Annotated in this window: 18 protein-coding genes, 3 tRNA genes and 1 pseudogene; 11 read left to right on the top strand and 11 right to left on the bottom strand. The window is 72.8% G+C overall.

What is annotated here, in order from left to right; genetic code table 11:
• Positions 1 to 39 precede the first annotated feature (39 nt).
• The 6 genes and pseudogenes from ACZ5C2_RS03265 to ACZ5C2_RS03290 all read right to left on the bottom strand — a co-directional run bounded on the left by ACZ5C2_RS03265 (position 40) and on the right by ACZ5C2_RS03290 (position 5,964).
• Entirely contained in the window at positions 40 to 690 is a 651-nt protein-coding gene (locus ACZ5C2_RS03265; RefSeq protein ID WP_468785998.1) for a class F sortase, read from the bottom strand.
• A 117-nt stretch (positions 691 to 807) separates the two neighbouring features.
• On the bottom strand, positions 808 to 1,365 hold the full coding sequence (locus ACZ5C2_RS03270; protein WP_468786000.1) for a hypothetical protein: 558 nt from the start codon (positions 1,363 to 1,365) through the stop codon (positions 808 to 810).
• 350 nt (positions 1,366 to 1,715) lie between these two features.
• Positions 1,716 to 2,123, bottom strand: coding sequence for a gamma-glutamylcyclotransferase family protein (locus ACZ5C2_RS03275; RefSeq protein ID WP_468786002.1), 408 nt, complete (start codon positions 2,121 to 2,123; stop codon positions 1,716 to 1,718).
• Between the two features lie 88 nt (positions 2,124 to 2,211).
• The gene (locus ACZ5C2_RS03280; protein WP_468786004.1) at positions 2,212 to 4,833 is read right to left on the bottom strand and encodes a molybdopterin oxidoreductase family protein; all 2,622 of its coding nucleotides are present in this window, start codon (positions 4,831 to 4,833) and stop codon (positions 2,212 to 2,214) included.
• A gap of 116 nt (positions 4,834 to 4,949) precedes the next feature.
• Positions 4,950 to 5,204, bottom strand: a pseudogene (locus tag ACZ5C2_RS03285) (DNA-binding protein); the annotation flags it as partial.
• A 55-nt stretch (positions 5,205 to 5,259) separates the two neighbouring features.
• A complete protein-coding gene (locus tag ACZ5C2_RS03290; RefSeq protein WP_468786006.1) occupies positions 5,260 to 5,964 on the bottom strand; it encodes a SanA/YdcF family protein in 705 nt (234 codons plus the stop codon).
• A 211-nt stretch (positions 5,965 to 6,175) separates the two neighbouring features.
• Between ACZ5C2_RS03290 and ACZ5C2_RS03295 the strand changes: the two genes are divergently transcribed.
• On the top strand, positions 6,176 to 6,952 hold the full coding sequence (locus ACZ5C2_RS03295) for a sirohydrochlorin chelatase (protein ID WP_468786008.1): 777 nt from the start codon (positions 6,176 to 6,178) through the stop codon (positions 6,950 to 6,952).
• A gap of 204 nt (positions 6,953 to 7,156) precedes the next feature.
• On the opposite strand, the gene ACZ5C2_RS03300 is transcribed toward ACZ5C2_RS03295, so the two are convergent.
• The gene (locus ACZ5C2_RS03300; protein WP_468786010.1) at positions 7,157 to 7,606 is read right to left on the bottom strand and encodes a hypothetical protein; all 450 of its coding nucleotides are present in this window, start codon (positions 7,604 to 7,606) and stop codon (positions 7,157 to 7,159) included.
• Between the two features lie 280 nt (positions 7,607 to 7,886).
• Here ACZ5C2_RS03300 and ACZ5C2_RS03305 point away from each other — a divergent pair, with 280 nt between their 5' ends.
• The 5 genes from ACZ5C2_RS03305 to ACZ5C2_RS03325 all read left to right on the top strand — a co-directional run bounded on the left by ACZ5C2_RS03305 (position 7,887) and on the right by ACZ5C2_RS03325 (position 15,021).
• Positions 7,887 to 9,158: a deoxyguanosinetriphosphate triphosphohydrolase gene (locus tag ACZ5C2_RS03305; RefSeq protein ID WP_468786012.1), complete on the top strand. Its 1,272-nt coding sequence runs from the start codon at positions 7,887 to 7,889 to the stop codon at positions 9,156 to 9,158.
• A gap of 161 nt (positions 9,159 to 9,319) precedes the next feature.
• Complete coding sequence (locus ACZ5C2_RS03310) at positions 9,320 to 10,585, top strand: NAD(P)/FAD-dependent oxidoreductase (RefSeq protein WP_468786014.1); 1,266 nt, start codon at positions 9,320 to 9,322, stop codon at positions 10,583 to 10,585.
• Between the two features lie 147 nt (positions 10,586 to 10,732).
• A complete protein-coding gene (dnaG, locus tag ACZ5C2_RS03315) occupies positions 10,733 to 12,655 on the top strand; it encodes a DNA primase (RefSeq protein ID WP_468786016.1) in 1,923 nt (640 codons plus the stop codon).
• Positions 12,656 to 12,770: 115 nt separating this feature from the next.
• Complete coding sequence (locus ACZ5C2_RS03320; protein WP_468786018.1) at positions 12,771 to 14,138, top strand: RNA polymerase sigma factor; 1,368 nt, start codon at positions 12,771 to 12,773, stop codon at positions 14,136 to 14,138.
• A 151-nt stretch (positions 14,139 to 14,289) separates the two neighbouring features.
• Entirely contained in the window at positions 14,290 to 15,021 is a 732-nt protein-coding gene (locus ACZ5C2_RS03325; RefSeq protein ID WP_468786020.1) for a hypothetical protein, read from the top strand.
• Between the two features lie 102 nt (positions 15,022 to 15,123).
• Here ACZ5C2_RS03325 and ACZ5C2_RS03330 read toward each other — a convergent pair whose 3' ends face one another.
• The 3 genes from ACZ5C2_RS03330 to ACZ5C2_RS03340 all read right to left on the bottom strand — a co-directional run bounded on the left by ACZ5C2_RS03330 (position 15,124) and on the right by ACZ5C2_RS03340 (position 17,229).
• Positions 15,124 to 15,294 (bottom strand): hypothetical protein, encoded by a 171-nt coding sequence (locus tag ACZ5C2_RS03330; protein ID WP_468786718.1) that lies wholly within the window; start codon positions 15,292 to 15,294, stop codon positions 15,124 to 15,126.
• Between the two features lie 101 nt (positions 15,295 to 15,395).
• Complete coding sequence (locus ACZ5C2_RS03335; protein WP_468786022.1) at positions 15,396 to 16,850, bottom strand: FGGY family carbohydrate kinase; 1,455 nt, start codon at positions 16,848 to 16,850, stop codon at positions 15,396 to 15,398.
• Between the two features lie 73 nt (positions 16,851 to 16,923).
• On the bottom strand, positions 16,924 to 17,229 hold the full coding sequence (locus ACZ5C2_RS03340; protein ID WP_468786024.1) for a YtxH domain-containing protein: 306 nt from the start codon (positions 17,227 to 17,229) through the stop codon (positions 16,924 to 16,926).
• Between the two features lie 169 nt (positions 17,230 to 17,398).
• Here ACZ5C2_RS03340 and ACZ5C2_RS03345 point away from each other — a divergent pair.
• From ACZ5C2_RS03345 to ACZ5C2_RS03355, 3 genes are all read left to right on the top strand, one after another.
• Positions 17,399 to 17,471, top strand: a tRNA-Asn gene (locus ACZ5C2_RS03345).
• A gap of 5 nt (positions 17,472 to 17,476) precedes the next feature.
• Positions 17,477 to 17,549: transfer RNA gene (locus ACZ5C2_RS03350), tRNA-Asn, on the top strand.
• Between the two features lie 177 nt (positions 17,550 to 17,726).
• Positions 17,727 to 17,803, top strand: a tRNA-Ile gene (locus ACZ5C2_RS03355).
• Between the two features lie 145 nt (positions 17,804 to 17,948).
• On the opposite strand, the gene ACZ5C2_RS03360 is transcribed toward ACZ5C2_RS03355, so the two are convergent.
• Complete coding sequence (locus tag ACZ5C2_RS03360) at positions 17,949 to 18,215, bottom strand: Atu4866 domain-containing protein (RefSeq protein WP_468786026.1); 267 nt, start codon at positions 18,213 to 18,215, stop codon at positions 17,949 to 17,951.
• Positions 18,216 to 18,566: 351 nt separating this feature from the next.
• On the opposite strand from ACZ5C2_RS03360, the gene ACZ5C2_RS03365 reads away from it, so the two are divergent.
• Positions 18,567 to 19,322: an Atu4866 domain-containing protein gene (locus ACZ5C2_RS03365; protein WP_468786028.1), complete on the top strand. Its 756-nt coding sequence runs from the start codon at positions 18,567 to 18,569 to the stop codon at positions 19,320 to 19,322.
• Between the two features lie 196 nt (positions 19,323 to 19,518).
• Complete coding sequence (locus ACZ5C2_RS03370) at positions 19,519 to 20,910, top strand: amidohydrolase family protein (RefSeq protein ID WP_468786030.1); 1,392 nt, start codon at positions 19,519 to 19,521, stop codon at positions 20,908 to 20,910.
• The last annotated feature ends 210 nt before the right edge of the window (positions 20,911 to 21,120 follow it).

Raw genomic sequence — 21,120 nt, forward strand, 5'->3', positions numbered from 1 at the left:
GGTCCGGCCCTCGACGGTGATCCGCCCGGTTCGGCCGGCTCATCGGCTGCCCGTCAGATGGGCGTAGACCACGACGTTGCCCCGGTAGCCGGTGGTCGGCGAGTAGCCGCCGCCGCAGGTGATGACCCGCAGCTCGGGGCGTGACGCCGGGCCGTACACCTTCTTGTCGGGGAAGTCCCGCGCGTCGTACACCTCGACCGCGTCCACCGTGAACACGGCGACCCGGCCGTCGCGCCGGTCCACCTCGATGGTGCTGCCCTTGCGCACCGCGCCGAGGGAGTAGAAGACGGCCGGACCGTCGGCGTTGTCGACATGGCCCGCGATGATCGCGGTGCCCCGCTCGCCGGGAGTGGTGCCGGCCTCGTACCAGCCGGCGAGGTTCTTGACGTCGGCGGGCGGCACGTCGAGGCTGCCGGTCGGCGTCAGGGCGAGGCCCGTCAGGGGCGCGTCCACGTCGATCGCGGGGATGCGGACGCGGTCGGGCGGGGAGGGTGGCAGCGCGGGGGCCGAGGACCCCGCGCTGCGGTCGTCGGCGCCGGTGTGCGCCTGTGCGGCGGACGGCTGCGGCGGGGCATGCGGCACGGTCCCGTCGCGCAGCAGCCACATCCCCGCGCACAGGGCACACACCGTGACGGCGGCTATCGCTGCGTTGCCCGGGCCCCCCGGCCGGCGGCGGAACCTGCGGCGCATCTCGGACTGGACCTCATCTCGGATCGGCCCCGTTCCCCCTCCGGGCCGCGAGGGGCGTCGGACCCGGAGGAGGAGGGGCATGCGGTACCGGCGGGGACGGGCAGCGGAGGGCGCCCGTCAGATCCCGTCGCCTCTCGCCCGGCGATGCAGGAGCCAGGTACCGCCCGCGGCGGCGACGGCGAGAGCCGTCACACCGGCCGCGGTCTGCACGGGGTCGGGGCCCAGCGCGCCCCCGACCCCCGTCTTCACACCTCCCCGGGGATGCACGTGCTGTGCTTCGGGCGTCAGTGTGACCATGAGGTCACCTGCCACCCGCCGGCCGCTCCCGGCGCACGCCGCGACGATCTCGTACGTCCCCGGCTGCGCGCTCGGCGGTACCTGGAACTGACCGATCGCGTCCCGCTCGTGTGCGCTCGGGGTCAGCGTGAACCGGCCGGCGCCCACGGCGGAGGCGTCCCCGGCCGCCGTTCCCTCGTCGCCGCACGCCGACGTGTTCACCGTGACCTGCGCGCCCGGCGCGACCGACGACGGGTACACCTCCAGGCTCCCGGCCGACGGTCCGCGGGACTCCGCGGCGTGGGCGGGCGGCGCGGCGAGCAGCCCCGCGGTGGCCACGGCGAGCGCGGCGCCGGTCAGACCGGTGACGCCGGTCAGCAGCCGGGCGGTACGTCGCATCGATGCTCCCTCGAGCTCACGGAGGGGACCCGGCCCGCGGCACCCCCATGTGCCGCCGTCGGACGCGTCCCTGCCTTTCCGAGGTAAGTGCCACCGGGCCGCCGCCGCTCCCTGAGGAAGCGTCAGAGGGCGGGCTGAACGGGTGTCAGACACACCCGTACGGCGGCAGTCCTCGCCGCGTTCCAGCAGGTCACGGGGGCCGTGCCGAACCGGTCAGGGAGAAGCACCCGAAGGGGGCCCGGCGCGGGGGTGAACGGGTGACCGGGACAGGTGCGGCGCGGGCGGCCAGGGTCGTGGGGCGTCCCTGAGGCGTCCGGCCGACGCCTCGGCCGAGGGGGTGCGTCCGGCCGTCAGCCCCGCCACTCCCCGCCCTCGACCGGTTGTCCCCCTGTCCGCAGACGCGCGGCGACGGCGGGTGCGGCGACGTACACCCAGGCTCGTACCGCCACTCCGTCCGCCTCCCGGACGACATGCCTCACCACCCGCTCGTACAGGTTGCGCGGACCGCCCGGTACGTACTCCTCCAGCCGGTCCAGCTCCGCGAGCAGCCCCGGATACGCCTCCGGCAGCGCGGTCACCAGCTCCCCGCTCACCACCGCGCCCGGTATCTCGACGGCGTACGGGTATCCGGGCCCCTCGTACAGCACCGCTCCCCGGAGCCGGCCGGGCTGCACGCTCAAGGTGCGGCCGCGCAGGAACAGGTCGTGGTTGCGCGCACCGGGGCGGAGCGTGCCGTAGACGAAGAAGGGAAGGATCACTGATCACCTGGGAGGACGGTCGGTGGAGCTCCGGCGCGCGCAAGCGCCGCGGGGCCTTGCGAGACGATTCCCGCCTCTCGCACGAAGGCTATTCGGGCCGTCCGGCCCGCACGGTTTCCACGCGTACCGCGCATGCCTTGAACTCCGGCATCCGGGAGGTCGGATCGAGGGCCGGGTTGGTGAGGGTGTTGGCGCGGCCCGCGCCCGCCCAGTGGAACGGCATGAACACCGTGTCGGGACGGATCGCGGTGGTGATCCGTGCCGGCGCCACCGCCCGCCCGCGCCGGGAGACCACGGTCACCGGGTCGCCCTCGGCCGCGCCGAGCCGCTCCGCCAGCCGGGGGTGCAGCTCCACGAACGGGCCGGGCGCGGCGGCGTTCAGCTCGTCGACGCGCCGGGTCTGGGCCCCGGACTGGTACTGCGCCACGACCCGTCCGGTGGTCAGCAGCACGGGGTACTCGTCGTCGGGCTCCTCGGCGATCGCCCGGTGCGAGACCGGTACGAACCGGGCCCGCCCGTCCTCGGTGGCGAACCGGTCGAGGAAGAGGCGCGGGGTGCCGGGGTGGACGCCGGCAGCGGTGCCGGCGCCGTGGTTGCCGGCCCGTGCCGGGTTGCCGGCCCGTGCCGGGTTGCCGGCCCGTGCCGGGTCGTCGGCCAGGGGGCCGGTCGCGGTGACCCCGGCGCCGGCGGCTGCCGGGGGAGCGGCTCCGGTGCGGGTACCGGTGTCGGCGGTGGTGGTGTTGGCCCCGGCCTTGGTCTCGGCCTCGGTGTCGGGACCGGCTTCGGCCTCGGTGCCGGTGCCAGTGCCGGTGCCGGTCCCGGCCTTCGTCCCGGTCCGGCTCAAGGCCTTGGTCCCGGTCCGGCTCCCGGCTTCGGTCCGGGTCCCGGCTTCGGCCCCGGCCTCGGTCCCGGCCTCGGTCCCGGCCTCGGTCCCGGTCCCGGTGTCGGTACCGGCCTGGGTGTCGGTCCCGGCCTCGGTCCCGGTCCCGGTGTCGGTACCGGCCTGGGTGTCGGCCTCGGTCCCGGTCCCGACCCCGGTCCCGACCCCGGTCCCGGCCCCGGCCCCGGGCCCTGGCGGGTCGTCCGCCGGCGCCGGGCACGGCCAGAAGACGCCGTTCTCCTCGGCCAGCCTCCGGTAGGTGATCCCGGAGTAGTCCGCGGGGCCGCCCGCGCTCGCCCGGCGCAGTTCCTCGAAGACCTCCTCGGGATCGGTCGGGAAGCCCCTCTCCAGGTTCCGCTCCCCGCCCAGCCGCGCGGCGAGCCCGTGCAAGACCTCCAGGTCGGTGCGGACGCCCTCCGGCGGTGTGATCGCGCGGCGGCGCAGCAGCACCCGCCCCTCCAGGTTCGTCGTCGTCCCCGTCTCCTCCGCCCACTGTGTCACCGGCAGGACGACATCGGCGAGCTCGGCCGTCTCCGACAGCACCACGTCGCACACGGCCAGGAAGTCCAGCGAGCGGATCCGCTCCTCGACGTGCGCGGCACGGGGCGCCGACACCACCGGGTTGGACCCCATCAGCAGCAGCGAGCGGATGTCCGAACCGAGCGCGTCCAGCAGCTCGTACGCGCTGCGCCCCGGCCCGGGCAGTGAGTCGGGGTCCACGCCCCACACCTCGGCCACGTGCGCCCGCGCCGCCGGGTCGGTCAGCTTGCGGTAGCCCGGCAACTGGTCGGCCTTCTGACCGTGTTCGCGCCCTCCCTGTCCGTTGCCCTGCCCCGTGAGGCACCCGTACCCGGACAGCGGCCTCCCCGCCCGCCCCGTCGCCAGGCACAGGTTGATCCACGCCCCCACCGTGTCGGTGCCCTTGGACTGCTGCTCGGGCCCGCGCGCGGTCAGCACCATGGCCGCCTCCGGCTCACAGAACAGGCGGACCGCTTCCCGCAGTTCGGGCACGGACACGCCCGTGATCCGCTCCACGTACTCCGGCCAGTGGGCCATCGCGGCCGCCCGGGTCTCCTCCCAGCCGACGGTGCGCTCCCGGACGTACGCCTCGTCGGTGCGTCCCTCGGCGACGACGAGATGCAGCAGACCCAGCGCCAGCGCGAGATCCGTGCCGGGGCGTGGTGCCAGATGCAGATCGGCGTGCTCGGCGGTCTTCGTGCGGCGCGGGTCGACGACGATCAGTGTGCCGCCGTTCTCCTTCAGCTCGGTCACGTACCGCAGGAACGGAGGCATGGTCTCCGCCGGGTTCGACCCGACAAGGATCACGCAGCCGGTCCTCGGGATGTCCTCCAGCGGGAACGGCAGCCCGCGGTCGAGCCCGAATGCCCTGCCTCCCGCGGCGGCCGCCGAGGACATGCAGAACCGCCCGTTGTAGTCGATCTGGGAGGTCCCCAGCACCACCCGGGCGAACTTCCCGAGCGAGTACGCCTTCTCGTTGGTCAGCCCGCCCCCGCCGAAGACCCCGACCGCGTCCGCCCCGTACTCCGCACGCGTCCGCCCGAGCCCCTCGGCGACCCGCTCCAGCGCCTCCTCCCACGAGGCCGGCACCAGTGCGCCCCCCTCGGACCGTACGAGCGGTGAGGTCAGCCGCACGCCCGACGACAGCACCGCCGGCGCCGTACGCCCCTTCCCGCACAGCGCCCCCCGGTTCACCGGGAAGTCCGCGCGCTCACTCACCTCGACGGTGCTCCCGTCCGGGGACGGCGTCAGATTCATCCCGCACTGCAGCGCGCAGTAGGGGCAGTGCGTGGGCGTCACGGTGTCTCGCATACGACCAGGCTGCGTCCCCGGTGTTACGCACCGCACCGGCCCCTGTTACACACCCGGAACGGCGACCTCCCCGCCGCCGGGGGCCCACGGTGAGGCGGTGGTCGGCTCCCCGCTCGGACGCCGACGATCCGGACGCGGTCACCGCACGGGCGGGACATGTCGTCCGTGTCGGAGGTCAGCGTGACCACCGGCCCCGGTTGGCGCAGTGCCATCTCGGCCACCGTGGCGCCGATCGCGTACTTGTGTCCGTGCGGACCGGCGGCCTTGAGCAGCGCCGCCGGCGCCTTCGCTGCCCGCTCGGTCACCGGCTCGACCTTGACGCGGGACAGTGCCCACCGCAGCCGGGCCGTGCTCACCTGTGCGTGGCTGACACCGTGATGCGCGTCGTATCCGCCATGCAGCGAGCATGCCGCAGTATGCGGCCCGTCAGTCCGGCGTTCCCGGGTCGCGGGCCTCCGTCAGCGCCCGCTCCACCCCCGGCTCCTCGGGGCCGAGGAAGTGGGGGTCGGGCCGGAACACCGCGTCCGTCGCCGCCTTTCCCGCCGCGAGGACCTCCCGGGCACCCCCGTAGTACCAGGTGGCGTCGTGCGGCTCGTCGACACCGACTCCGTACGAGGAGACCCCGGCCGTCTCGCACAGGGCCACCGCCCGCCGGATGTGGAAGCCCTGGCTGATCAGCACCGCGCGGTCCACCCCGAAGACCTTCTTCGCGCGGACGCAGGAGTCCCAGGTGTCGAAGCCCGCGTAGTCGCTGACGATCCGGGTCCCGGGCACGCCGTGCCGGGTCAGGTACGTGCGCATCGCGTCCGGCTCGTCGTAGTCCTCGCGGCTGTTGTCGCCGGTGACCAGCACCACCTCGACGCGCCCCGCGCGGTACAGCTCCGCCGCCGCGTCGAGCCGGTGCGCGAGATACGGAGACGGCTCCCCGTCCCACAGTCCCGCGCCGAAGACCACGGCGACCTCGGTGCGCGGTACGTCGGCCGTGGTGCGCAGCCTGCCGTCCGTCGTCAGGCGCAGCCAGGTGGCCGGCAGCAGCGCCAGCACGCACGCCGCCACCACCACCCGCACCAGCCGCCGCTGCCCCGCGCGGGTACGCGGCAGACGCGGACGGCGGACTTCGAAACGGCGCATCGGACGGGCCCCTCCCGGTCGCTCCCCGACCCGGAGAGACGCCCCGCAGCGCCCACCGGTTCACCTCACCCCTGTGACCAGCTTCACGCCGCCGCACGAAACCACAGGTCGAACAGCTTCACACCCGCCGCCGTCCACATGGTGAACCGCCGGAAAACGCTCGTCACACCCGCGCAACGGGACGGCAACGTCCCCCGGTGACGATCGACGCATGACGGCGTACACCACGCATCACCGCAACGCCCGGCCCGCCCTCGTCGTCGTGGCCCACGGCAGCCGCGACCCGCGGGCGCTGAGCACCGTACGGCAGCTCCTGGACGGGGTTCGCGCACTGCGCCCCGCCCTGCCCGTGCACCTGGGTCACATCGAGCTGAACGCGCCGCTGCTCCCCGACACCCTCGCCGGGCTGGACGCGTGCGGCACCCGGGCGGCCGTTCTCGTACCGCTGCTGCTCAGCCGGGGCTACCACGTCAAGCGGGACATCCCCGGGATGGCCGCCGCGGCACGGCTGCACGCGCGCGTGGCCGCACCCCTCGGCCCGCACCCCCTGCTGGTGGACGCCCTGCACGCACGCCTCACCGAGGCCGGCTGGCGCACCCCGGCCGACGAAGCGGCCCGCCGCGCGAGCGGCGTCGTCCTGGCCGCCGCCGGATCCCGCGACCCCGAGGCGGGGGCCGACACCGGCCGCACTGCGCGGCTGCTCGCCGAACGCCTGGGCGTCCCCGTCGTCCCCGCCTACGCCTCCGCCGCCGCACCCGCCGTCCCCGACGCCCTGCGCGCCCTCGCCGCCCGCGGCCGGACCCGCGTCGCCGTCGCCTCCTACTTCACGGCCCCCGGCCGCTTCGCCACGGAGTCCGCGGCGGTGGCCCCGTGGATCGCCTCCGCCCCCCTGGGCACCCACCCCGCCATGGCCCACCTCCTCCTCCACCGCTACGACCAGGCCGTGAGAACTCCGTCCACCACCGTGGAACTGGCCCAGGCTTCCTGAGAGCGCGGGGACACCTGCCGAGGGGCGCGGGGCTGTATCGACGCGGCCCCCGCCGCGTGGGCGCGAAGGGGGTCCGGGGCGGTGCGCCTTCTTAAGGGTGGGTAGGCCTGACGTGCGAAAACGAGAGTTTCAGGCTCAGTTTCGAGCCCTGGCAGAGTTCACGGAGTCGTGACCCCGGTAACGACTGGCTGCGATGTCGACCTCTTACGGCAATCGCATGCCCGCATGCCTGAGAAAGGTCAACAGGTCTGCGTCAGAGACTCCGCCGACCCCTTGGGGCCGCTGGTTACTCAGGGCCGAGAGCGGGACGGGTTCGCGGTTCAGGGCACGCGTCGCGTCGAGGTTCAGCGCGGCGGGGAACTCCCACAGGAACCCGTCGGGGTCGTTGTCGATGTCGTACGGTTCGCGCTCCACTTCGGCCATGGCAGCGACCTTGCCAAGGGGGAGCTTGAAGTACACCCAGAGGCGATCACCAGGCTCGATGTGACGCTTCGCTCTGAGTCCCCAGAACGACGTGCGGCCTGCCTCGGCGTATTTCAGGTAGCGGTCCGGCGTGGGCAGTTCCCCGTCCCTGTCCGTCGTCTTCGGGTCCACTGGGTACAACCATTCCCGCATCGTGTCGCCGTCCTCTCCCGCGCGGTTCTGTGCGCCCATTGAACCGTGCTGATGGCGCGAGTTGGCCCCCTCTGCACACTGCGTCGCGGAGGGGGCGCTCTCCGCCCTGGCCGGGGGTGTCAGGACGGAGGTCTGGCGTTGCTGCCCTTGCGCCTCGCAGCGCCCCGGAGCGGCAGCCATCGGGGGTGTTGCTGCGCGCTCGGGCGCGCTGGGTGCGCCCGGCGTAGGGGTTGCCGGGGGCAGGGGTCACGGCCCCGACGCATGCCGCACCGCACGACCATGGTCCCCCGCTGTCACACCACCCCCGTACTGTCGGGGCATGGAAGGCACACCCCCCACCGCATACGACCCGACGTCAGTCGCCCGCTGGGCCCCCGAACCCGACAAACGCCCCGGCCGCACCGCCTTCCAACGCGACCGCGCCCGCGTCCTGCACTCCGCCGCCCTCCGCCGCCTCGCGGGAAAGACGCAGGTCGTCGCCCCGGGCGAGCACAACCAGATGTGGGACGCCAGCCCCCGCACCCGCCTCACGCACTCCCTCGAATGCGCACAGGTCGGCCGTGAGCTCGGCCTCGCCCTCGGCTGCGACCCCGACCTCGTCGAGGCCGCCTGTCTCTCCCACGACCTGGGGCACCCGCCCTTCGGGCACAACGGCGAACAGGCGCTGAACGAGTTCGCGGAGGACTGCGGAGGCTTCGAGGGCAACGCCCAGTCGCTGCGCCTGCTCACCCGTATCGAACCCAAGCGGTTCACCCCCGAAGGTTCCGTCGGCCTCAACCTCACCCGCGCCACCCTCGACGCCGCCACCAAGTACCCCTGGCCCCGCGGCGCCCACCCCGCCGACCCGGCCTCACCGAAGTTCGGGGTCTACGAGGACGACCGGCCCGTCTTCGACTGGGTCCGCGAGGAGGCCCCCGGCACCCGTATCTGCTTCGAGGCCCAGGTCATGGACTGGTCCGACGATGTGGCCTACTCGGTGCACGACGTGGAGGACGGCCTGCACGCCGGCCACATCGACCCCAACTGTCTGCACGCGGACCCCGAACGCCGGGCGGTCTTCGCCGTCGCCGTGGGCCGCTACGTCCCCGCGGACACCGACCCCGCCGAACTGGCGGAGGCCCTCGACCGCCTCCTCGACCAGGAGTGGTGGCCGCACGGCTACGACGGCACCGCCGTCGCCCAGGCCCGCCTCAAGGACGCCACCAGCCAGCTCATCGGCCGCTTCTGCCTCGCCGCCGAGGGCGCCACCCGGCAGGCCTTCGGCAGCGGGCGTCTCACCCGGTACGGGGCCGAGCTGGTCGTACCGCGCAGCACCCGCATGGAGTGCGCGGTCCTCAAGGCGGTCGCCGACCGGTACGTCATGCAGCGCGCCGAGCAGGAACTGCTCCGCGCCGACCAGCGCATCGTCGTGGCCGAACTGGCCGAGGCGCTCACCGCCCGCGCCCCCGACGGCCTGGACCCGCAGTTCCGCAGCCTGTTCGACCGGGCCCCGGACGACCGCGCCCGCAAGCGGGTGATCGTCGATCAGATCGCGTCCCTCACGGACGCCTCGGCCCGCTCGCTCCACGCCCGGCTCAGGGGGCAGACATGAGCGGACCGGCCCGAGCGGACCGACCCGAGCGGACCGGCCCGAGCGAACCGGCCCGAGCGGATCAGGCGTGACCCGCATGGCCTGATCGGCCCAGTCCCCCTTACGGCATCATTCTGCGTGCGGGACTCTCAGGTGGCGACACCCTTACGAGGAGGCATCACGTGGTCGACGCGGATCAGACATTCGTCATCGTCGGAGGCGGACTGGCCGGCGCCAAGGCGGCCGAGACGCTGAGAACGGAGGGCTTCACCGGCCGCGTGATACTGATCTGCGACGAACGCGACCACCCCTACGAGCGTCCGCCCCTGTCCAAGGGCTACCTCCTCGGCAAGGAGGAGCGCGACAGCGTCTTCGTGCACGAGCCCGCCTGGTACGCGCGCCACGACATCGAGCTGCACCTCGGCCAGACCGTCGACGCGATCGACCGCGCCGCGAAGACCGTCCGCTTCGGCGACGACGGCACCACCGTCCGTTACGACAAGCTGCTGCTCGCCACCGGTGCCGAGCCGCGCCGCCTGGACATCCCGGGCACGGACCTCGCGGGCGTCCACCACCTGCGGCGCCTCGCCCACTCCGAGCGACTCAAGGGCGTGCTCGCCTCCCTCGGCCGGGACAACGGCCATCTGGTGATCGCCGGCGCCGGCTGGATCGGCCTGGAGACCGCGGCGGCGGCGCGGCAGTACGGCGCGGAGGTCACCGTCGTCCACCGGGGGCAGACACCGCTGCACTCGGTCCTCGGCCCCGAGCTCGGCACGCTCTTCGCCGACCTGCACCGCGACCACGGGGTGCGCTTCCACTTCGGTGCCACGCTCACCGGAATCACCGGCCAGGACGGCATGGTCCTCGCCGCCCGCACCGACGACGGCGAGGAGCACCCCGCGCACGCCGTCCTCGCGGCGATCGGCGCGGCCCCGCGGACCTCCCTCGCGGAGGCGGCGGGCCTGGAACTCGCCGACCGCGCGGCCGGCGGCGGCGTCCTCGTCGACGAACGGCTGCGCACGTCGGATCCCGACGTCTACGCGGCCGGCGACGTCGCGTCCTTCCCGCACGGCCTCTTCGGCACGCGGCTGCGGGTGGAGCACTGGGCCAACGCGCTGAACGGCGGCCCGGCGGCCGCACGCTCGATGCTGGGGAGGGACGGGATCTACGACCGCGTTCCCTACTTCTTCACCGACCAGTACGACCTGGGGATGGAGTACTCCGGGTGGGCGCCGCCGGGGTCGTACGACCAGGTCGTCATCCGGGGTGATGCGGGGAAGCGGGAGTTCATCGCGTTCTGGGTGAAGGAGGGGCGCGTCCTCGCGGGGATGAACGTGAACGTGTGGGATGTCACGGATCCGATCCAGGCGTTGATCCGGTCGCGGAACGCGGTGGACACGGAGGCGTTGGCGGACCCGCGTGTGCCGTTGGAGGGCCTTGTCGCCTAGGCGTCCGCCCGGTTCCGCCGATCGCGAGTGCCGCGCCGTCCGGGCTGGTCGCGCCCACGCGGCCTGGCCGCACACGTCACGGTCCCGCGCCCCCTCGAGGGCGTCGCCCGCCCCGGAGATGTCACAGCGGCCCCGTAGAATTCACGCGTGGCTGGGCGGATCAATGACGAGGACGTGAAGGCGGTTCGGGACGCGGTCCCGATCGACGCCGTGGTGTCCGAGTATCTCCAGCTGAAAGGCGCGGGCGGCGGAAACCTCAAGGGTCTCTGCCCCTTCCACGACGAGAAGTCGCCGTCCTTCCAGGTCAGCCCGAGCAAGGGACTCTTCCACTGCTTCGGCTGCCAGGAGGGCGGCGACACCATCACGTTCGTGATGAAGATCGACCACCTCTCCTTCTCGGAAGCGGTCGAGCGCCTCGCCGGACAGGCCGGCATCACCCTGCGCTACGAGGAGGGCGGGTACAACCCCACCCACCAGCGCGGCGAGCGCATCCGCCTGGTCGAGGCCCACAAGATCGCCGCCGAGTGGTACGCGGAACAGCTCGCGACCTCCCCCGAGGCGGACACCGGCCGGATCTTCCTCGCCGACCGCGGCTTCGACCAGGCCGCCGCCCTGCACTTCGGCGTCGGCTACAGCCCCCAGGGCTGGGACCACCTCACCCGCTTCCTGCGCGGCAAGGGCTTCAGCGACAAGGAGCTCATCCTCTCCGGCCTCGCCCAGGAGGGCCGCCGCGGCCCCATCGACCGCTTCCGCGGCCGCCTGATGTGGCCCATCCGGGACATCGGCGGCGAGGTCGTCGGCTTCGGCGCCCGCAAGCTCTACGAGGCGGACAACGGCCCGAAGTACCTGAACACCCCGGACACCGCCATCTACCGGAAGTCCCAGGTCCTCTACGGCATCGACCTGGCGAAGAAGGACATCGCGAAGGCGTCCCGCGCGGTCGTCGTCGAGGGCTACACCGACGTCATGGCCTGCCACCTCGCGGGCGTCACGACCGCCATCGCCACCTGCGGCACCGCCTTCGGCGGCGACCACATCAAGATCCTGCGCCGGCTCCTCATGGACAACGGCAGCGCGCGGGTGATCTTCACCTTCGACGGCGACGCGGCCGGCCAGAAGGCCGCCCTGCGCGCCTTCGAGGACGACCAGAAGTTCGCCGCCGAGACCTACATCGCCATCGCCCCCGACGGCATGGACCCCTGCGACCTGCGCCTCGCCAAGGGTGACGAGGCCGTCGCCGACCTGGCCGAACCCCGCACCCCGCTCTTCGAGTTCGCCCTCCGCCAGGTCGTCCGCCGCTACGACCTGGACACCCCGGCCGGCCGCGCCGGCGCCCTCGACGAGGCCGCCCCGATCGTCGCGCGCATCAAGAACAGCGGCGCCCAGCACGAGGTCGCCGTCGAACTCGCCGGGATGCTCGGCATCCTCGACACCCAGTTCGTCGTCAAACGGGTCGCCCAGCTGGCCCGCTGGGCCCGCGACCGCGGCGGCAGGGGCCCCGCCCCCGACCGGCAGCAGCGCGGCGGTGGCCCGCAGCAGTACGCGCCGGACCGGGCCACCCCACGCGGCCCCGCCCTCAACCTCCGCAACCCGGTCTTCGCCACCGAACGCGAACTGCTCAAACTCGCCCTCCAGCGCCCCGAACTCGTGTCCCCGGCCTTCGACGCGTACGGCCTCGACGAGTTCACCGCCCCGCCCTACGCGGCCGTACGCCAGGCGATCCTGGACGCGGGCGGTGCCGAGTACGGCGTCCGGGACGGGCAGGAGTACCTGATCCGGGTGCGCGACGCCGCCCCCGACGACACCGTCCGCGCCATGGTCACCGAACTCGCCGTCGAAGCGATCATGCTGCACCGGGGCGTCAAGGAGGTCGACGAGACCTACGCGGGCGCCCAGCTGGTCACCGTCCGCCGCCGTGCCGTCGAGCGCCGTATCCGCGACATCACCGGCCGCCTCACCCGCCTCGGCGGTCACGGCGACCCGGCGGAACTGACCTCGGTCCAGAACGAGCTGTGGATCCTCCAGCAGTACGACCAGGCACTGCGGGAGCACGGGGCGGCGGCGCTGTGAGGCCGGCCGGGGCGCCACCACCCCGGCCCCTGTAACCACCCGGTCACGCACCGGACGCAAAAAGTCACCGCACGCCCCTCGTGGGGACGATGTGTCGTACCCCACACTGGACCAGGTGCCTGAGTCCTCGGAGCGCGGCCGATCCGTCGTCGACGGGTCCCGGACATCCGCGGTTCCGCTCATCGCGTACGGGACGGACAGCGGCGAGGCCGCCGACTCCGCCCCCGAAGTACCGCTGCCCCACCCCCTGGCAGCGATCATCCTGGAGGTCGCCCCCGTGCAGACCCAGACCCTCACCCAGCCCGACGCCGACGTCCTCGTCGCCGGGTCCGCGTTGGGCCGCGTCGCGCACCACCCCGAGACCCCGCCCGAACCGGCCGGCCCCCCGGCCGGGGCTCCGGCGCCGGCCGAACCGCCCGTCGAGCACGCGGAGCCCACGGAGCACGCGGAGCCCGCAGAGCACGTAGAGCCCGCGGAGCACGTAGAGCACGTAGAGCCCGCGGAGCACGTAGAGCCCGCGGAGCACGTAGAGCACGCAGAGCCGCCCGCGCCCGTCCGCCCCGAGACCGGCAGCCCCTCCTCGGACCTGTTCCGTCAGTATCTGCGCGAGATCGGCCGCATCCCGCTGCTCAACGCCGCCGAGGAGGTCGAACTCGCGCGCCGTGTCGAAGCGGGGCTCTTCGCCGAGGAGAAGCTGCGCCGCACCCCCGACCTGGACAGCCGGCTCGCCCTCGACCTGGACCGGCTCGTCGTCATGGGCCGGATGGCCAAGCGGCAGCTGATCGAGGCGAACCTGCGGCTCGTCGTCTCCGTCGCCAAGCGGTACGTGGGCCGGGGACTGACCATGCTGGACCTGGTCCAGGAGGGCAACCTCGGGCTGATCCGGGCGGTGGAGAAGTTCGACTACGCACGCGGCTACAAGTTCTCCACGTACGCCACGTGGTGGATCCGCCAGGCCATGTCCCGGGCGCTGGCCGACCAGGCCCGCACGATCCGCGTGCCCGTCCACGTGGTCGAGCTCATCAACCGCGTGGTGCGGGTTCAGCGGCGCATGCTCCAGGAGCGCGGGTACGAACCGACGCCGGGCGAGGTCGCCGCGCACCTCGACCTGCCGCCCGAGCGGGTCGGCGAGGTGTTGCGGCTCGCGCAGGAACCGGTGTCGTTGCACGCGCCGGTGGGCGAAGAGGACGACGTCGCGCTCGGTGATCTCATCGAGGACGGGGATGCGGCGAGTCCCGTCGAGTCGGCGGCTTTTCTGCTGCTGCGGGAGCACCTGGAAGCGGTGCTGTCCACGCTGGGCGAGCGGGAGCGGAAGGTCGTGCAGCTGCGCTACGGGCTGATCGACGGGCGTCCGCGCACCCTGGAGGAGATCGGCCGCATCTTCGGCGTGACGCGGGAACGGATACGGCAGATCGAGTCCAAGACCCTCAACAAGCTCCGCGACCACGCCTTCGCCGACCAACTCCGCGGCTACCTGGACTGAGGGGCACCCCGGCGTCCCGCGCCCTCGAACTGGCCTTCTACGTAGGGGTTATACGCCGTTTCGCTGACGCCGCACCCGTCGTGTTCTGACACCGTCTCCCAGAGATGACCTTGGTACGGACGTGCCGGGGACGGATGTCTGAGGAGCGAGAATGCGCGTGGACGGATGGCGGCGGTTCCCGGCGGTCGTGGCGATGCTGGCGACGGCGGCCCTGCTGGCCGGCTGTGGAGGCGGCGACGAGGAGTCCCGGGACGGCGGGAACGGTGCCGCGGCCGAGAGCTCGGGGAAGGGAACGGGGAAGGCGGGCGGCGGCCCGCTGGACGCGGCCGGTCTGGAGAGCGCGGCGATCACGGAAGCCGAGCTGCCCGACTACACCTTCACCGTTTTCAAACAGGGCACCGTCCTCGGCAGCAAGGGCACACCGGCCGACCCGGCGCTCTGCCAGCCCATCGAGGACATCCGGCTGCGCTCCCCGGAACCGGAACCGGCCGCTGCGGCGGCCCGCTCCGTCCATCCGAAGACGGACACACAGGCCACCGAGATCACGCTGTACGCCTACGACAAGACGGCCGGTGCCGAGGAACTCCTCACCCGCGTCCGCGAGGCGGCGAAGAACTGCCCCGCCGGCTACGAGGACGACACCGGCCTGAACCCGACCGTCACCGCACTCGCCGACCCCGACCCCGGCCCCGGCGACGAGGCGGTCGCCTACAAGCGGGAGCTGTCCGGCACGGCGCACTGGTACCGGGTGGTGCGCAGCGGCTCCAACGTCGCCGTCTTCGGCTGGAAGAGCCTGGTCGCGCACAAGAACGCGGGCGAGGCCCCGGACGAGGTGATCACCGCCCAGATGAAGAAGCTGACGGAGACGGCGGGCACGGGCTGAGCCGGGCGGCGCCCGGGAAGCCGTGACGTCTCAGGGCCTCGGTACCCCTGCTCCCCGCACGCCGGACGGGCCGGCCCGGCCCGTCCGGCGCGTGAGGACGGCTCAGTCGACCTCCGCCACCGCCTCCGCGAACTGCGCCTTGTACAGGCGGGCGTAGGCACCGTCCGCCGCCGGCAGCTCACCGTGCGCGCCCTGTTCGAACTGCAGCAACACCAGCAGGGCGATGGGTCTCCGGCAGGGCCTGAGGTGGGTTCGCAGGAGTCGTATGAGCACGCCGGTTCCCTCGGGTGGTCGGCGAGGGCGTCTGGTTGCCCGTGGCCCCATCGTCGAACGCTCCACCCGCGTTGCCTCAACGGAAGCGACCGGCGCGCCCGCTACGGTCGCAGCGCCCCCGGGTGCGTCTGCTCGCGCACCGACACGAACTGCTGGCGTACCGCCTGTCCCACCGCCAACTCCTCGCCGGGGTCCAGCACCTGGGCCACCGGGCCCTGCCAGACGGGCGGGGTCCGCGGATCGAGGGTGCCCTGTGACACCCCGAGCGCCCACGCAGCCTGCCGGGCGGCGCCGGTCGCCGCGTAGTCGGCCGGTTGCGGCACCACCACCTGCGCCCCGAACAGCGAGGGTGCCGCCGCCTGCACGGCGGGCAGTTCGGCGGCCTGCCCCAGCAGGAAGACCCGCCGCACGTCCACGCCCCGGCCGCGCAGCACGTCCAGCGCGTCCGCGAGCCCGCACAGCATCCCCTCGAACGCGGCCCGTGCCAGATGCTCCGCCTTCATCGACTCACGCCGCAGCCCCGCCAGTGTCCCGGCGGTGTGCGGCAGATTGGGTGTGCGCTCACCCTCCAGGTAGGGGAGCAGCACCAGCCCGTGCGCACCCGGCGTCGACTTCATCGCCAGCTCGGACAGGCTCTCCAGATCGGGCAGCCCCAGCAGTTCCGCGGTCCCGCGCAGGGCCCGTACGGCGTTGAGGGTGGTCACGACGGGCAGGTGCATGCCGGTCGCGTCGGCCAAGGAGGTGATCATGCCGTACTGGTCGACGAGGGCCTCGGGGTGCACGGCCATCACGGACCCGGACGCGCCGAGCGACACCACGGCGTCGCCCAGCCCGATCCCGAGTCCGAACGCCGCCGCCATCGTCTCGCCCGTGCCGGCGGAGATCAGCAGCCCTTCCGGCGTCGTACCGGCCGCGTCCGACGGGCCGATCACCTCGGGCAGCATCGCCTGGTGCCCCAGGGCCATCTCCACCAGATCGGACCGGTAACCGCCGGTGGCCGCCGCCCAGTAGCCGGTGCCGGACGCGCCGCCCCGGTCGGTGGTCCGCCGCACCGGCCGACCGAGCAGCTGCCACACCAGCCAGTCGTGCGCCTGCAGCAGTACGGCGGTGCGCGCCGCGTTCTCCGGTTCGCTGCGGGCCATCCAGCGCAGCTTGGTCACCGACTGCGCGGCTCCCGGCACACAGCCCACGGCCTGTGCCCAGGCCTCCCGCCCGCCGAGTGCGTCGATCAGATCGGCCGCCGCGACCTGTGCGCGCTTGTCCCCGCCGGTCATCGCCGGCCGTACCGTGTTGCCCTGTGAGTCCAGCGGCACCAGCGCGTTCGCCTGCGCGGACACGCCGATGGCCTGCACGCCCTCCAGCAGCCCGCCGCCCGCGGCCTCGCCCAGCGACAGCAGCCAGGCCTGCGGATCGACGTCGGAGGGACGTCCGCCGCCGTCGGGACCCTGGGCCGGGTGCGGGGCGTAGCCCTGCCTGACCACGGCTCCGGTGTCCGCGTCACAGACGACGATGCGAGTGAAATCGGGCGCACTGTCCAGCCCGGCGACTATCCCCATGAGGCAATTTTGCCGCACGCTTCCCCCGGGGTGGGGGTGCGGGCGCCGTTGGAGTGACGGTGGAGCGGTACCACTAGGTGTTGCTGGTGCCCCAGTCGTCCTCCGCCGGGTGGTGGTTCGTGCGTTCGCGGAGGGCGGAGACGCGCTGGGCGACCGAGTCGGGCATGCGGTCGCCGACCTTGTGGCTCACCGCCTGGTAGGCCTTGTCGGCGAACTCGCGGCTCTGCCGGCCCGCGCTCTCCGCGGTGTTGCGGACCGCGGGGTTCTGTGTGAGCTGCTGCGCGGACCTCCTCAACTGCTCGTATCGCTCCCGCCCGGCTTTCGTGCCCAGCACGTAACCCAGGGCTGCTCCGGCGACGAACGTGAGCCGGTACTTCATGGCGGCCACCCTTCCCGTTGTTCCAGTCTGTGAAGGTCTCCGGTACGGCGACGGCGCTGGGGAGTACCGATTGGCGGAGCACCCCCCTGCTTGCGCTAATGTATGTGTCGCAGCGAGCGCGCGCCCCCTGGCGAATACCCAGGTGGATGCGTTCGATGCAACGAGGCATTCCTCCGTAGCTCAATTGGCAGAGCAGCCGGCTGTTAACCGGCAGGTTACTGGTTCGAGTCCAGTCGGGGGAGCTCGGTCCTCCGTAGCTCAATTGGCAGAGCAGCCGGCTGTTAACCGGCAGGTTACTGGTTCGAGTCCAGTCGGGGGAGCATGCTGAACGAGGACCCCGCAGGGGTCCTTTTTCATGTCCGGAGGAACCGTGCGAGGCCCGTCGCGGTCTCCATGGTCACGAGGGCCGTACGCAGCCGACCATCCGAAGCAGGAGATCGTATGAGCGGCTATGCTGCGGCAGACGGCGCGCACACATGTACGCGACACGCCGTTATGGGGCGGTAGCTCAGCCGGTTAGAGCAGCGGACTCATAATCCGTCGGCCGTGGGTTCGAGTCCCACCCGCCCCACCAGTACAGGCTCCTGACCTGCGAATCCGCTGCTCGCGCGTTCGACAGTGTGACCGCCGAAGAGTGTCGGAACTGCTCTGATCTGCACAGATGTCTCGGCTCGCGGCCCGAAGTCGCCGCGGGTGGCCTCTGCGAGTGGCGGGGAGCCTCATTCGTCGCCCTTGCGGTAAAGCACCAGGTGCTCGTGGAAGAGGACGCCGTCGCGGACGTCGCCGGTGGCGGTGAAGCCGGTGTCGTCGACGTAGTCGATGTGGTTGCCGGTGACGGTGTAGCTGCCGGTGTAGGCGCTCTGGCGGCTGCCGCGGGCTTCGTCGTAGCGGCCGTCGGGCAGGAGTTCCTGACGGATGTGTCCGTCGGCGGTCACCCACATCCCGACATACGGGTGCGGGTCGCGGGGCGTGTCGTTGAGGGTCATGGCTCCACGATCGCCCCGGCGGCCGGTGACAACCAGGCCGCCGTCTCCCCAGGTGAGGGCTTCCTGGGTGCCGCGCACCCAGCGTCGCGAGCGACGGCTCCCTTCCTGCCGGGCGGCAGCGAAGCGTGCCGTCCTGGGCTTTCCCCACGGCCTCCGCGGTCGTAGGCGCCGGGACGGATCGTGGGTGCCGGACACCTGGGATGACGGCGGCCTGGTTCCGCATCCGCCGCGCGACGAACCTGGTGGTCAGGCAGCCGCTGTAGCTGCCGGACTCTCACCTCTGACCTGAACCGGCACGCTCATGTCGCGCAGCGGGGACGGCGATGAGGCGACTCCACCTAGGAGCACGCAATGACCATCACCGACACCGGCACCGTGCGTTGGAACCCCGAGGCCCTCGACGAGATCCTCTCGGACGACGAGGGGCGGCCCATCCTGTTCACCAACGCCCGCATCCTGACGATGGACCCGCTGATCGGGACCACGACCGGCGCCGACCTCCTGTTCGTCGGCTCCCTGCTCGTGGGCGCCGGCCCGGGCATCATCACCGCCGCGGGCGACGACAACGCCATCGTCGTCGACTGCACCGGACTGACCATCGCCCCCGCCGTCGTCGACACCGTCGCGCTGGCCGGCGGCCGTGGCCACCGCGCGGAGTACGTCGCGACGCTGACTCCGGGCAACACCCCCGACTTCCTGGTGGTGCCCGACGAACTCGCTGCCGACGTGCCGAACGCGGTGGCCGTGCTCATGAATCGGCCGGAGCAGGTCCGGGCGCTCGTCGCGGCCGGCCGGCCGGTCCTGTGGTCCGGCACCGACGTCCCCGGCCGGGCCGCCGCGCCCGAGGCGGGCATTCCGGCCGCCGAGGACCTGACCGGCAGCCCGCGAGTCGGCGTCTGGACCGACAGAAACGGCTTCCTGCACCAGGAGCTCGCCGCCGACGGCCGCTACGACGAGACCCGGGGCGGGCGCCCGCACGCCTACCAGGGCCGGTACTGGATCGACGGCGACCGCATCGACTACCTGGACGACCTCGGCTTCTGGGCCTACGGAGAGTTCCGGGGCGACGAACTGCACCACGCGGGTTACGTCATGAAGCTCGGCTGATCCTGCCCCGGTCCACGCCTCCCTGGTTCCGATGCTGCACGGCACCTGGGGAAACCACGGCCCGGTTGCCGCAGCGGCACGGCCGGGGCTCGTGCTCGAGCACCTCGGCCCTCCCCCGGCGACCCAACTTCCCAGCCGTCTCCAGCGGACGGCCCATCGTCGCGGCCCTGTCCGCCGTACGGAAAGAAGACCTCTCATGAACGTCAACGACACCACCAGTGCCGCCGTGCTCGAAGAGCTCCGGCGCCGGCCCGCCGACCGGCGGCGCATCCTGTTCACCGGCGCGACCATCGTCACCATGGACCCCGACCTCGGCCCCCTCGACGGCGGCGACCTCCTCGTCGAGGGCGACACGATCACCGCCGTCGGCCGTTCCCTCGACGCCGGCGACGCGGTGGTCGTCGACGCCGCCGGCACGATCCTGACCCCCGGTTTCGTGGACACGCACCGGCACGCCTGGGAGACCCAGCTGCGCCGGATCATGCCGGACGTCGACGACCTCGGCGGCTACGTCATGGCCACCCTGGCCGGCTACGCCACCGTCTACCGGCCGGAGGACATGTACATCGGCACCAGACTGGCAGCCCTGACCGCGATCGACAGCGGCATCACGACCATGCTCGACTTCTCCCACAACTCCCGCACCCGCGAACACTCCGACGCCGCCATCGAGGCCCTCCGCGAGACCGGCATCCGCGGCGTGCACGCCTCCATGGGCCCGCACTTCGGCGACTGGGACCGGCAGTGGCCCGGTGACCTCACCCGCGTCAAGGGGCAGTACTTCAGCAGCGACGACCAGTTGCTCACGCTGCGTCTGGCGGCCCTGGCCACCGACGAGATCGCCGGACCGGCCCTCGCCTACGGCCCCGAACTCGCCCGTGTCGCCGCGGAGGTGGGCATCGGAGTGAGCGTGGACGCCGTCTTCGGCACGTCCGGCTCCGAGGCGGTGCTGCGCTGGGCCGAGGAAGGCGTCCTCGGCCCCGACGTCACCCTCATCCACTCCACCGGACTGACCTCCGAGGCATGGAAGGCGATGGGGGAAACCGGCACCACGGTCGCCCTGGCCCCCACCTCCGACGCACAGATCGGCCTGGAGACCGCCATCCCCGCCGTCGACGAGGCCCTGTCCGCCGGCATCCGCCCCGGACTGAGCATCGACGTCGAAGTCGCCCTGGCCAGCGACATGTTCACCCAGATGCGGGCCCTGCACGCCATCCAGCGGATGCGCGCGGTCAACGCCGCCTACGGCACCGGCCGGCAGCCCTCTCGCATCACCACCCACGACGTCCTCGACTTCGCCACCCTCCAGGGTGCCCGCACCAACGGCCTGGCCGCCGTCACCGGGTCACTCACTCCGGGCAAGAAGGCCGACCTGCTGGTCATCCAGGCCGAAGATCTCAACAACATGCCCCTCAACGACCCCATCGGCACGGTCGTGCTCGGCTCCGACGCCCGCAACATCAGTGCCGTCCTGATCAACGGCGAGCCCCGCAAGTGGGACGGACAGGTCCTCGACGTCGACCTGACGGCCCTGCGCGGCGAGGTGCACGCCTCACGCGAGTACGTGCTCAACACCCCCGCCGCTTGAGCGCCCGCCCCTCCCCTCCACGTCCCCCGGCCGTCCCTCCACGGCCGGGGGCACCCACCGCATCCCTCTCCGCCCACGCGTCATGGCGGGGGGGGGGGGGGGGGGGGGGGGGGGGGGGGGGAGGGTGGGGAGGGGGGGGGGGGGGGGGTGGGGGTATAGAGGCAGGGGTAGCCCCTTTCCCCCCCTCCCTCCCCCCCCCCCCCCCCCCCC

The sequence above is a fragment of the Streptomyces sp. NPDC031365 genome, from assembly GCF_055569765.1.